Source organism: Kineosporiaceae bacterium (assembly GCA_016713225.1).
Taxonomy (GTDB): Bacteria; Actinomycetota; Actinomycetes; order Actinomycetales; family Kineosporiaceae; genus JADJPO01.
The window spans coordinates 339447-352895 of sequence record JADJPO010000011.1; the positions used below are offsets into that span (position 1 = coordinate 339447).

The following is a 13449-nucleotide window of genomic DNA, read 5'->3' on the forward strand; positions in this document are numbered from 1 at the left end:
GGCGCACCTCCCGGCAGCAGTGATCGGCTCGTGGGATCGAGCTGGTTGTTCGACGGTAGGGCAGGTCCGGCCGACCTGCCAACCCATTTATCGGTGATCTCGTCCGGACACCTGATCACGACCCCGGACGGCCGGATGATCACGTACTGTCGCCCGGCACCGCAGCCAGTACGGCGAGCACCTCGGCGCCGTAGCGGTCGAGCTTGGTGACCCCCACACCGGGGATCTTCGCCAGCTCCTCCAGCCGACCGGGCAGAGCCTCGGCGATGGCCACCAGGGTGGCGTCGGTGAACACCACGTAGGGCGGCACCTTGGCCCGTGACGCGGTCTCGGCGCGCCAGACCGTCAACCGCTCGAACACGGTCTCGTCGTAGGTCGGTGGACAGGTCGAGCACCGGCCCACCTTGCGTTCGGCCGCCGACTCGAGCACCGCGGCGCAGGTGCGGCAGGTGGCGGCCAGCCGAGCCTGTCGCGTGGTCCGGGCCGCCGGGGCACCGCCGCCGTTCACGATTCGCGACGACGAGGCAGCGGCTCGCCCGCCGGTGCGCACCGATCCGGCGCCGTCCAGCACCGCGGCCAGTTGCGCGTCGTCCAGGAACCGGGACGACGAGCGGGAGGCCCGCCCGCCCGGCGTCCGGGCACGCGCCCACGAGAGCGCCAGCCGCTCGCGCGCCCGGGTCACCCCGACGTAGAGCAGCCGGCGTTCCTCGGCGATCGCCTCCCAGCCCTGGGCCATCGAGATCGGCATCAGCCCCTCGGACAGGCCGACCAGGAACACCGCGTCCCACTCCAGCCCCTTGGCCGCGTGCAACGACGCCAGCGTGACGCCCTGCACCGTGGGGGCATGCTGGGCCGCGGCCCGCTCGTCGAGCTCGGCCACCAGATCGGTCAACGTGGCCGCCGGACGCACGCTCGCCACGGTGTCGGCCAGCGTCGCGAGCGCCTGCAACGACTCCCACCGCTCGCGCACCGCCCCGGCCCCGGTCGGCGGATGCTGCGACCACCCGGCCGAGGCGAGCACGTCGCGGGCCAGTCGGGGCAGGTCCGATGCCTGGTCCGATGCCTGATCCGATGCCTGATCCGATGCCTGATCCGATCCGGGCCCGGTCCGACGAGCCGTCCCCGGCCAGGCGCGCCGCGTGAGCGGCCCCCCGCAGCAGCAGGACGGCGTCCCGCACCTCTTTGCGGGCGAAGAACCGCTCGCCGCCGCGCACCAGGTAGGGCACGCCCACCTCGGCCAGGGCCTGCTCGAATGCCTCGGACTGGGCGTTGGTGCGGTAGAGCACGGCGATCTCGGACGGCGCCGCCCCGGCCTCGATCAGGGCCGCCGCCCGGTCAGCCACCTGAGCGGCCTCGTCGAGGTCGTCGTCGTAGGCGGTCAGCGTGGGCATCGGGCCGGGCGGACGCTGGGCCAGCAGTCGCATCGGTTCGCCACGCCGCGCGGTGGCCGCGATCTGCCCGGAGCCGGCGCTCGCCGCCGGCCGGTCGGCCAGCGCATTGGCCAGTGCCACGACCTGCGGCGTCGAGCGGTAGTCGCGCACCAGCCGGACGACGTGCGCGCTCGGATGCTTCACGCGGAAGTCGAGCAGGTACTGCGGCGAGGCCCCCGTGAAGGAGTAGATCGTCTGGTTCGGATCACCGACGACGCAGATGTCGTCCCGATCGCCGGTCCAGGCGTCCAGCAGCCGCTGCTGCAGGGCCGAGACATCCTGGTATTCGTCGACCACGAAATGGCGGTACTGCTGGCGTACCGCGACGGCCACCTCGTAGTGCTGCTCCAGCAGGCCCGCGGTGATCAGCAGGACGTCCTCGAAGTCGATCACGCCGCGGTCGGTCTTGACCTGCTCGTAGAGCTCGAGCAGGCGCGAGGTGGTGGCGACGTCCAGCCCCGCCGGGGTGGGGCGGCTCGCAGCCGTGGCGGCCGCGACATAGCTGTGCGGGGTGAGCAGGGCCACCTTGGCCCACTCGATCTCGGCGGACAGGTCACGCAGCTCGGGGCGATCGAGCCGGATCCCGAGCCGCGACGCCGCCTCGGCAACCAGCGGGGCCTTGTGCTCGACCAGCGAGGGCGGCGAGCCGCCGATGATGCGCGGCCAGAAGTAGCCGAGCTGGCGCAAGGCGGCGGCGTGGAAGGTGCGGGCCTGCACCCCGGCGGCTCCGAGGTCGCGTAACCGGGTGCGCATCTCGCCCGCGGCGCGGGCCGTGAACGTGACCGCGAGCACATGGTGAGGGGTGTAGATACCGGCCAGCACCCCGAAGGCGATGCGGTGGGTGATCGCCCGGGTCTTGCCGGTTCCGGCCCCGGCGAGCACGCACACCGGCCCGGACGTCGCGGTGGCCACCTCACGCTGCTCGGCGTCCAGCGCGTCGAGGATCGCGTCCGCGGTGCGGGGGGTGGAGGTGTGCATCGTGCTCATCGTCGGCGATCCTCGCAGTGATCGGTGACAATCGGAGCATGGCAGCCACTCCTGGACCCCGCTTCGCCCCGCCCGCAGCGGGAGCCGTGACCATGTTCACCACCACGTGGTGCGGCTATTGCGTGCGGCTCAAGCACCAGATGAACCGCGAGGGCATCAGCTTCAGCGAGGTCAACATCGAGCAGGCGCCCGAGGCGGCCGACTTCGTGATGTCGGTCAACGGGGGTAACCAGACCGTGCCGACGGTGCTGTTCCCGGACGGTTCGGCAGCCACCAATCCCTCGCTCCGCGAGGTCAAGGCCCGACTGGGGGCGGTGTGAGATGACCCCCGAGCAGCCCGAGGACAAGGCCCCGGCGCAACCCACCGACAAGGCCGGCGCACAGCCGGCGGACGAGGCCTCGACCGAGCCGACCGGTCACCCCACGGCGGGGGCGCGCGGCGCGGCGCCGCGGCGTCCGGGTGGTCTGCCGGTGCTCGTGGTCGGCAAGCCGGAGCTGGTGAGCACCGACGGGGTGCGGTCGTTGCCCGCCGGGGCGCCGGCGATCTCGAGTGACGGCCGGTTCGTCGCCTTCGTCTCCGAGTCCGGCGATCTGGTGGCGGACGACGCCAACGGCGCGGCCGACGTGTTCGTGCGCGACACCGCCCTGAACCGCACCGTGCTGGTCAGTGCCTCGATCTACGGCGGGTCCGCAGCGGGCAGTTCGTTGCAGCCGTCGATCTCGGCCGACGGGCGTTTCGTCGCCTTCACCTCGGCGGCACCCGATCTGGTCGAGGACGACAGCAACGGCTCGTTGGACGTCTTCCTGCACGACCTGCGCACCGGCATCACCCAGCTGGTCAGCCGCGGCAGCCGGGGTGAGCTGGCCGACAACGACTCGTATTCGCCCTCGTTGTCGGCCGACGGACGGTTCGTGGCCTACTCGTCGATGGCGACCAACCTCGACCCTCACGACACCAACGCCTCCCCCGACGTGTTCATGTTCGATCGGCTCACCGGCCGCACCACCTTGGTCAGCGCGGGCTCGGACGGGCAGTCGGGTCACGGCCCCTCGGGGCAGCCGTCGATCTCGGCGAACGGTCGGCTGATCGCGTTCACCTCGGCGGCCCGGTTCGCCGCGGACGACACCAACGACGACATGGACGTCTACGTCCACGACATGGTGACCGGCGAGAACGAGCTGGTGAGCAGGGCCACCGACGGCAGCGCCGGCAACGGTGCCTCGTTGGAGCCGGCCCTGTCGGCGGACGGCGATGTGGTGGCCTTCACCTCGGTCGCCGACAACCTGATCGAGGGCGACACCAACGCCGCCTCCGATGTGTTCGTCCGTCGGCGCTCGACCGGCGAGACCGACCTGATCAGCGCCACTCCGGACGGGCTGCCGGGGGACGGCCCCTCGCGTGCTCCGGGCATCTCGGGGGACGGCGCCCGCGTCGCCTTCCTGTCCGCGGCCGGCGATCTGACCCCGGGGACGACGCGTTCGGCTGGGTCGACGGGTTCGGCCGAGCCCGTCGCGGTGCCCGACGCCGCGGTGCCCGACCAGGACCACGCCTACGTGCGCGACCTGGACGGCGCCGGCACCGCCCTGGCGGCCGGCACCCGACGGCGCACCCCGGGGACGGCGAGTCGACCGGGGTCGCCATCTCGTCCTGGGGGCGGCACGTGGCCTTCTCGGACACCTCGACCGATCTACCGGGCGCCCCCGAGGACGCTCTGCCCGGCGAGCACGTCTACGTGGCAGGGCTGCGGACGGCCCACGTTCCGGCGCCGTCCGTGATCCCCCCTGACGGCCAGCGGGCCGGTTCGGGCAGTGATGAGGAGCCGCAGTCTTGATCAGTTGGTGATCAGCGCCAGGTGGCGGCACCGTCCCGGATCGGACCGCCGTACCAGTCCTCGATCAGCGCACGGGAGACCGACAGCGGCGGTGACAACACGAGCTCGCCGGTGGCCACATCCAAGGCCAGGTCCTCGCGCGACCACCAGCGGGCCTCGGCGAGTTCGACGCCGTCCACGTGGGCCTGCGTGCTGAGCGCCCGAGCGCGGTAGGCCAGCATCAGCGAGGACGGGAACGGCCACGGCTGACTGCCCAGGTAGGTGACCTCGCCGACCTCGATGCCGGCCTCCTCGAACACCTCGCGCCGCACGGCGGCCTCGACGGACTCCCCCGGCTCGACGAAACCGGCCAGGGTCGAGAACCGCTTGTCCGGCCAGACCGCCTGCCGGCCCAGCATCAGCCGGTCGGCGTCGTCCACCACGGTCATGATCACGGCGGGGTCGGTGCGGGGGAAGTGGTCGGTGTCGCAGGCATCGCAGTGGCGGGTCCAGCCCGCGGCGGCAACCCGGGTGGGCTCGCCGCAGCGGCTGCAGCGGGGGTGGGTGGCGTGCCAGTTGACCAGTGCCAGGGCGGTGGTGAACAGCCCGGCCTGGGTGTCGTCGAGGTCGACGCCCACCTCACGCAGCACCGCCAGTCGGGTGCGGCCGTCGGCCGGCGGGGTGGCGTCGCGGGGCATCGGGGCGCCGGCTGGTAGCGCGATCAGCAGGTGGTCGATGCCCTCTGCGTCGGTGCCTGACTCGGTGCCTGACTCGGTGCCCAGGTAGGCGACGAGCAGGACGGCGTCCGCCGCAGCCAGGTGCGCCACGTCGGGTCCGGGGCGCAACACCAGGGCCGCGCTGCCCTCGGCTGTCACCGGAGCCTGGTCACCGATCATCACCAGCACCCGGGTACTCGGCTGCTCGAGCAGCCGGGTCAGCAGCTCGGGGTCGTCGCGGCGGTGGGCGGCCCGGTCGAGGGTGGACCGCGACAGGGCCAGGTTCGCCAGGATCACTCGCTCACCCTACGGGGCACCCTCGGGCTCGCCTCATGATCACCGTTTGGACTCCGATTTCGGGACAATGACCCGGCAATGTGAATTCCAGACGGTGATCATGAAGGGGGAAGTCGATCGTGGCACGTGACACCCCCATGGGACGCCGCCCGCCCGTACGGTGAGGGGGTGTCCGCCTCGCGCCCGCCCCGCTCGCCGCTGGCCCTCGCCGCGCTGGCCTGCGCCTCGGTGGTCGGCCTCGAGCCGGTCACGGTGCGCGACCTCGATCACCCCGACACCGACATCGACGCCGCCTTGGTCGTCGACACCATCGATCGGCAGTGGGTGGTGCGCAGCCCGCGCAGTACCGCGGCGGGTGCCCGCATGGACGCCGAGGCCAAGCTGGTCGAGGTGCTGTTCGGGTGGGTGTCGTTCGGGGTGCCCCGGGTCGCCGGCAGCGCGGTGCTCCCCGAGGGTGGCCGGGCGTTGGTGTACCGGGCGGTCGGCGGGGCGCCGTTGCAGCCGGGCATGTTGACCACGGTGCCGACGCTGGCCTCGGCGGTGGGCCGGGCGTTGGCCACGGTGCACGACCTGCCCACCCGGTTGGTGGCCGACGCGGGACTGCCGGTGTACGAGGCCGAGGAGTACCGCGAGCGTCGGCTGGTCGAGGTCGACCGGGCCGCCGCCACCGGCCACGTGCCGCCGAGCCTGTTGTCCCGGTGGGAGAAGGCCCTCGAGGAAGCCGGCGCCTGGCGGTTCGTGCCGGCGGTGGTGCACGGCGACCTGGACGGCGACACGCTGCGGGTCGACGGTACCCAGCTCGCCGGGATCATCGACTGGGCCCAGGCCCGGGTGGCCGACCCGGCCGACGACTTCGCCTGGCTGGCCAACGTCACCGAACCGGCGGCCTTCGATGCCGTGATGGCCACCTACACCCTGCGCCGACGCACCATGCCGGACGCCGCCCTGGTGCGCCGGGCGCGGCTGGCCGGGGAGTTGTCGCTGGTGCGCTGGCTGCTGCACGGCACCTCGACCGACGACGCCGGTGTGGTCGACGACGCGGTCGCCATGCTGACCACCCTGGAGGAGAGCCTCGCCGGCTCGATGACCTGGTAACCACCCTCCCCCTGGTAACCCTCCCTCCCCGTGATCATGCAATTCGCGCACGCCCCGCGCACTGCGCGACCACACTCGCGGCACAAACGTGCACGGATTGCATGATCACGGGGAGTGGGTCAGGGGGTGGGGGTGATGGCGGCGGTGATGAGGTCGGCCAGGCCCTGTTCATCCATCAGGTCGACCGGGCGGACCGTCTCACCGGTGGCGGCGTAGAAGAACGCGGCACCGACGTCGTCCAGGGGGACCTCGGCGAGCGTCGACCAGGCCAACCGGTAGACCGCGAGCTGGACGGCGCGCGCCCGGGCCTGCTCCGGATCCGTCGGGGGCGAGCCGGTCTTCCAGTCGACCACGTCCCAGCGGCCGCCGCCGGTGTCTGCTCGATCGGTGCCGGGGCGCTCGCCCTCGTCGAGGCGGAACACAGCATCGATCCGGCCCCGCACCATCACACCGGCGACCGGGGTCTCGACCGCCACCTCGACGGCGGACGGTGTCAGGTCGGCCCACGGTGAGGCCAGGAAGGCGCGCTGCAGATCGTCGAGCGCAACCTGCTCTGGCGCCGAGCCGATCTCGTCGTCCGCCGCCCCGGGCAGCTCGTCGACGTCGACCAGGGCGGCGGCGGCGAACCGCTGCTCCAGCCAGGTGTGAAACGACGAGCCGCGGCGCGTGGCCGGGCTCGGCGGCTGCGGCATCGGACGGCGCAGCCGGTCGGCCAGTCGCTGCGGGTCCTCGGCCAACGCCACCAGCGAGGAGGCGCTGAGGTGCCGGGGCAGCGCAACCTCGCGGCGTCCGGAGCGGCCCGCATCACGTTCGGCGAGAAGGGCCTCCACCTCGTCGGCCCACTCGTCGGCCCACTCGTCGGCCCACTCGTCGGCCCACTCGTCGGCAGAGTCTTCGGCCGAGTCTTCGGCCGCGCCGGTGCCGATCTCGTCGGCCTCACCCGTGCCACCGCCGCCGAAACCACCGAGCATCGCCTCGCGTACCAGGGCGGCCGCCGTCTCGACCGCGTCACGTCGTTCGCCGAGCGGGTCGAGCGGCCAGCCGACGGCCCGGGTCAGGTGATCGCGGGGGTTGGTCTCGCCGTCCTCGATCGGATCGGCCCAGTCGGCCATCGCCACCCCCGCGGTTCCGGCCTGCGCCTGCTCGGCGACCTCGACCAGGAACCGGGACGGCGTGCGCGGCCGCGCGCCGTCGCCCCAGACCGCCCCGGTGAGCAGCAGGGTGCGCCGCGCCCGGGTCACGGCGACATAGGCGAGCCGGCGCTCCTCGGCGACCTCATAGGCACCGCAGTCGGTGGTGAAGGTGTCGAGTTCGCGGGTCAGCTCCTGCTGGCTGTTCGCCGAGGTGTGACGCCAGTGCGGCAACGAGTCGACATCTCCGCGCAGCCCGAACGGCACCGCACCCAACGCGGTCAGCCACCCGGTGCTGCGACCGGGTGAACGCCCGGCATGCCCGCTGGGGAAGGTGCCCTCGACCAGGCCCGGGACGGCGACGGCGTCCCACTCCAGGCCCTTGGCGGCGTGCACGGTGAGCACCTGGATCGCGTCGGGACTCACCTCACCGAGCGGTGCCTCCAGCCCTCGCTCCTCGGTCTCCGCCGCCGACAGCCAGGCGAGGAAGGCCCCCAGGCCGGGCCGGTCGCCGGTGTCGGTGAAGGCGGCCGCCACCTCGACGAAGGCGTCCAGGTTGGCTCGGGCGGCGGCCGGACGGCGTCCGGGGTGGGCGGCGACCTCGATGTCGAGCAGCAGCGCACGTTCGGTCTCGAGCACCAGATCGGGCAGCGGCAGCCCGGTGCGGCCGCGCAGATGACGCAGGACGCCGGACAGCCGAGCCAGCCGCTCGCGGCCCGAGGCCGACAGGTGCTCGCCCGCCGGACCGTGCCAGTCCGGTAGCGGCAGGTCGTCGAGCGCGGCAGCGAGCGAGAGTTCCTCCGACGCTTCGGCCACCACCGGCGCTGTCCCCCCGGCGGGGTGCAGCAGCCGGCGGTGCAGCGCCCTGGCCCAGGCACCGAGGGCGTCGAGGTCGGCGGGGCCGAGCCGCCAGGCGACACCGGTCAGCAGCCGCATCAACGCGTCCCCACGCGAGGCGTCGTGCACCACCTCGAGCGTGGCCCGCAGATCGGCCACCTCGGGCACGTGCAGCAGACCACCCAGGCCGACCACCTCGACCGGCAGCCCTCGCACCCGCAGCGCCGCCTCGACGATCGGGAACTGCGACCGAGCCCGGCACAGCACAGCCGCGGAACGCCCTGCCCGCCAAGCGGTCTCGGCGAACTCGGCGACGGTGGCGGCCTCGTCCTCGAGGGTGGCCACCCAGCGCACCGCGACCTCACCGACCTCGGCGCCGTCCCGCGCCCGCAGTTGCGGTACCTCGACGGACGGCGCATGCGGCGCCCAGGGCGCCCCGTGCCGCAACGGGGCCGCGAGGTGGTTGGCGACGGACAGCACGGCGTGGTCGTTGCGCCAACTCGTGGCCAGTTGGGCGACGGCCGCTGGACGCGGGGCGGCGCCGGTGGCGTCGTCGAGTTCGGGGAAGTCCTGCGGGAAGCGCTGCAGGTTGCCTGCCGAGGCACCCCGCCAGCCGTAGATCGACTGATGCGGGTCGCCGACAGCGGTCACCGGGTGCCCACCGCCGAACAGCGCGCGCAGCAGGGCCAACTGGGCATGGCTGGTGTCCTGGTACTCGTCCAGCAGCACCACGCGGTAGCGCGCCCGTTCGGTGGCAGCGACCTCGGGCACCTCCAACGCCAACCGAGCCGCCAGCGCCACCTGGTCACCGAAGTCGAGCACGCCGAGCTCGCGTTTGCGGTGCAGGTAGGCCGTGACCAGGGGCAGCACCTGGCGGCGGGCGTTCAGCCGCTCCAGCACCTTGCGCACCTCGGCGCCCGGCCGCCCCGGCGCGCCGTCACCGAGCTTGGCCGGCAACTCCACCACGTGCTCGACGATGTCGGCGAGCACGGCGTCGACGGCCTCGACCCCGACCAGGTGTTCGGCGCACTCCCCCGCCAGCGCCAGCACGGCGTCCACCACGGTGGCCCGAGCGGAATCGACCGCCGACATCGGGCCGTCCCATCGCTCGACCAACTCGTCGACGATCTGCCAGGCACCGGCCTCGCCGACCAACCGAGTGGTGCCGTCCAGGCCGAGCCGCAACCCGTGATCGGACAGCAACGCCGCCGCGTAGGCGTGATAGGTCGAGACCGTCACCGGCTGGGACCGAGCCTCGTCGGCGGGCCCGATTCCCCTGCGGGCCAGGGCACTCAGCCGCAACCTGATGCGGTCGGAGAGCTCGGCGGCGGCCTTGCGGGTGAAGGTCAGGCCGAGGATCTGGTCGGGCGCGGCATCGCCACCGGCGACCAGGTGCACCACCCGCGCCGCCATGGTCTCGGTCTTGCCCGACCCCGCGCCCGCCACCACCAGCAGTGGCGCGACCGGGGCCTCGATCACCGCGACCTGTTCCGGCGTCGGCAGTGGGCGGCCCAGCAGAGTCGCCACCTCGACGGCCCTGAGCCGGCCGGGCTGCCGGCTCACCGTCGGCTCGACGGCCACCGGATCGGTGGCCACCGGGTCGATGGCCCCGGGCTCGACCGACACCTCGGCGGGCAGGGACGGCGTGGTGACCTGAGGCGGGCCGACCACCGGCGTGACGATCTGGGGCAGCGTCTCGAGGTCGAAGCTGAGCTGTTCCTCGTCGTCCGGGATACGTCCGGCATGCGAGCGCGGCCCGCGGAAGGTCGGCGGCGTCACGGCGTCACCTGCCGGCCCTCGAGCTGCGCCGGGCAGCAGCGCCGCAGGTCACAGGTGCGGCAACGGGGGTTGACGGTGGCGTGGAACTTCCCCGCGGCCATGCCCTCGGCCACCCGCTCGACGAGTGCGGCCGCCCAGGTCGGGTCCTCGTCGTCGGCCAACGGACGTTGCGTCTGAACACCGACGGACTTCGTGCTGCCGCCGAGCTGCACCAGCGCCGCGCCGCCGCAACCCGCGTCACCGGGCTCCTGCTCCAGGGCGAGCTGATAGACCCCGAGCTGGGCGTGCCGTTCGATCTCGGCCGCCGACGGCTTGGACCGACCGGTCTTCAGGTCGATCACCACCGGGCGCCCCTGCTCGTCCCGCTCCAGCCGGTCGATGGTCCCTCGAATGTCGGCACGCCCGACCCGCACCGAGATCTCCTGCTCGACGGCCACCAGCTCGCGCCCGGCCGCGCGACTGAGCCGGGCGTACTCGGCGAGTTTCTCGAGCATGCGCTCGGCCTTGGCGCGCTCGACGTCCCCGACCCACCCGTCGGGCAAACCCAGTGCGGCCCACCGCATCGCCAGCAACTCCCGCATCAGCTGCAGGTCGCCGTCCGGGGCCGCCTCGGCGACATCGTGCACCAGCGTGCCGACACTGACCCCGACCGGCATCGGACGCCGCCCGCCCGCCTGGTCGAACAGCCACCGCAACGGGCACCGATCGAAGGTCTCGACCTTGGACGGTGACACCCGCACCGCGCCCTCGCCCGAGCGCAACGGCGCCTCGGTGGACACCTCGGCCAAGCCGTACCAGTCCCGCGGCGCCGCCCCGGCGACCCCTGCCGCGGCCAACCGGGCCAGGTGCCGAGCGGCACGCGCTCGCCGGGCGCGCGCCCTGGTTCGTGCGGTGTCGGTGGCCGGTGTGGCCGGTGCGGCCGGCGTGGCATCGGGCACCGGCTCGAGCAGCACGGCACGCAGCTCAGCGACAAGCGCCGGCAAGGTGGCGGCCCGGGGGACGTCGGTGAGCGGGCGCACCTCGGCGCCGTCGTCCGAGTCCTCTTCTCCCCCAGGGGGTTCCACCAGATCGAGGAAAGGTGAGGGCTGCAGGTCCTCGGCGCGGACCGCAGTCACCACCAGCTGCCGGCGGGCCCGGGTGCAGGCCACCAGGAACAGCCGCAGTTCGTCGTCCAGGACGGCGCGCCGTTGGCCCTCGATCTCGGCCCGGCGAGAGGCAGAGCCCGGGTCGTCACCGTTCGGTTCGATGCCCCGGTCGAGCAGGTCGGCCAGCACCTGGGCGCCCAGCAGTGAACTGCGCAGTCGCAGGTCGGGCCAGGTGCCCTCCTGTACCCCGGCGATCACGACCAGATCCCACTGCCGTCCGGCCGCTCCGGTGGCGGTGATCAGCGTGATCGCATCGTCGGTGGGGGCGCGTTCGGCGAGGGTGTCCGAGGGCAGATCCTGGCCCTCGAGGTGCTCGAGGAACTGCTCGGGGCGGGCGTGCGGCAGCCGGTCGACGAACGCCGCGGCCGCATCGAACAGGGCGACCACGGCATCCAGGTCACGATCGGCCCGCGCCCCGGAGGCGCCACCGCCCAGGGCCATCCGACGCCACATGCCGGCCAGTCCCGTGGTCTGCCAGATGGCCCACAGCACGGTTTCGGCGCTGGCCTCGCGCGCCCGCAGCGCCGAGCGACCCGCGGCCAGCACCGTCGCCACACGCCGGGCGGGGCCGATCACCGTGTGCGGCAACGCCTCTGCTCCGTCGGACGCCGACCGGCCGTCGCCGGTGCCGTCGTCATCCGTCTGCAGCGCGAGCACGTGGTTCGGGTGCGAGACCAATTCGACCAGCAACTCATCGCTCGAGCGCACTCCGCCGCCGCTCAGCTCGCGTGCCCGCAACGCCTGCCGCAACCGGCGCAACGTCAACGCGTCGGCGCCACCGATCGGGCCGGACAACAACTCGGTGGCCACCTCGGGGGTCAGGGCTGCCTCGTCCAGCACGCACCGCAGCGCCAGCCGCAGCGGTATCACCGCCGGCTCGTCGCGCACCGGCAGCTCGGTGCCCGGCACGCTCACCGGGACGCCGGCGGCACCGAGCGCCCGGCGCAACGTCGTCGTGGCACCCACCGAGCGCACCACGACGGCCATCGACCCCCAGGGCAGCGGGTCGGCGGGGTCGAGGTGGCGGCGGCGCAGCAGCTGGGCGATGAAGGCGGCCTCCTGTGCAGCGGAGGCCAACAGATGGGTCTGCACCGTCGCGGTGGTCGGCGCCTCGGTCGCCCGAGCTGCTCCGGCCCGCGCGGCCCGGTGGGCGACCAGCCCTGCGGTGGAGATCCGTCCGGTGATCCGCTCGGCCACGGCCCGCAGCGGCGGCCCGTGCCGATGCACCGTGGCGAGCACCACCTGACGGGCGGGCGCGCCGTCCGGACCGCGCAGCCGCTGCGCGGCCTCGGCCAGCAATCGGGGTCGCGCGCCGCGGAAGCCCTGCGTCGCGACGTCCGGGTCACCGGCCAGGACCAGGTCGCGGCCGTCGCCGCCGAGCAACCGGGCCAGGTGCGCCCCGGCGGTGCTCAGCTCCTGCGCGTCCTCGACCACGACGAGCCGGCGCAGCTCGCGTTCGGCGGCCAGCAGGGCCGGGTCGTCGGCCAGTACCCGGGAGGCCGCCGCCACGATGCCTGCCGGGTCGAACGCCCCCGGCGTGGCCAGCGAGGTCACGTCGAGGTACTCGGCGTACACGTCGGAGGCGGCCACCCAGTCGGCGCGACCGTGGCGGCGACCCAGCCGGGCCAGCTCCCCCGGGGACAGCCCACGCTCCACGGCGCGCATGATCAGGTCGCGCAACTCACCCCGGAAGCTGCGCAGGGTGAGGATCTCGTCGGTGATGGCGGCCGGCCAGGTCGGGGCGTACCCGATGCCCTCGGCATGCCCGGCCAGCAGGTCGGCGAGGATCCGGTCCTGCTCCGGGCCGGAGATCAGGCGCGGCGGCAGGTCGCCGTCCAGCACCAGGGCGCGCCGCAGCAGCCCGAAGGCATACGAGTGGGGCGTGCGCGCCAGCGGCTCGCGGACCGTGCGGCCCAGCCGGGCCGCGATGCGTTCCCGCAGGGCGGACGCCGCGCGCCGGGTGGGCGCGAGCACCAGCACCGCGTCGGGGGGGACGCCGTCGCGATCGATCCGGGCGAGCACGAGCTCGAGCAGGGTGGTCGTCTTGCCGGTGCCCGGCGCGCCCAGCAACACCAGCGGGCCACTGCCCTGCCGGACGGCGACCGCCTCGGCCTGTCGCTCGTCCAGCGCCGGCGGGGGTGGGGCGGGCGGCGGCGCCGGCGTCAGCCGGACCTGCCCGTCGAGCACCCCTGTCGTCACGGGATCGATCCCACCACACCCCA

6 protein-coding genes and 1 pseudogene are annotated in these 13449 nt (G+C 73.7%); 3 read left to right on the forward strand and 4 right to left on the reverse strand.

Going from position 1 to position 13449, the window contains the following annotated elements:
- Nucleotides 1–139 precede the first annotated feature (139 nt).
- A pseudogene (locus IPK24_24305) lies at nt 140–2408 on the reverse strand (ATP-dependent DNA helicase UvrD2).
- Nucleotides 2409–2455: 47 nt separating this feature from the next.
- Between IPK24_24305 and IPK24_24310 the strand changes: the two are divergent.
- Complete coding sequence (locus IPK24_24310) at nt 2456–2737, forward strand: mycoredoxin (GenBank protein ID MBK8078579.1); 282 nt, start codon at nt 2456–2458, stop codon at nt 2735–2737.
- Between the two features lies 1 nt (nt 2738).
- Nucleotides 2739–4193 (forward strand): PD40 domain-containing protein, encoded by a 1455-nt coding sequence (locus IPK24_24315; GenBank protein ID MBK8078580.1) that lies wholly within the window; start codon nt 2739–2741, stop codon nt 4191–4193.
- Nucleotides 4194–4260: 67 nt separating this feature from the next.
- Here IPK24_24315 and nudC read toward each other — a convergent pair whose 3' ends face one another.
- Entirely contained in the window at nt 4261–5241 is a 981-nt protein-coding gene (gene nudC, locus IPK24_24320; GenBank protein ID MBK8078581.1) for an NAD(+) diphosphatase, read from the reverse strand.
- Nucleotides 5242–5409: 168 nt separating this feature from the next.
- On the opposite strand from nudC, the gene IPK24_24325 reads away from it, so the two are divergent.
- On the forward strand, nt 5410–6336 hold the full coding sequence (locus IPK24_24325; protein ID MBK8078582.1) for a phosphotransferase: 927 nt from the start codon (nt 5410–5412) through the stop codon (nt 6334–6336).
- A 119-nt stretch (nt 6337–6455) separates the two neighbouring features.
- On the opposite strand, the gene IPK24_24330 is transcribed toward IPK24_24325, so the two are convergent.
- Together IPK24_24330 and IPK24_24335 are read right to left on the reverse strand one after the other, a co-directional pair.
- Nucleotides 6456–9866 carry an ATP-dependent helicase gene (locus IPK24_24330; GenBank protein MBK8078583.1) on the reverse strand — a complete coding sequence of 1137 codons (3411 nt, stop codon included), beginning with the start codon at nt 9864–9866 and terminating at the stop codon, nt 6456–6458.
- Nucleotides 9867–10078: 212 nt separating this feature from the next.
- The gene (locus tag IPK24_24335) at nt 10079–13354 is read right to left on the reverse strand and encodes an ATP-dependent helicase (GenBank protein ID MBK8078584.1); all 3276 of its coding nucleotides are present in this window, start codon (nt 13352–13354) and stop codon (nt 10079–10081) included.
- Nucleotides 13355–13449 lie beyond the last annotated feature (95 nt).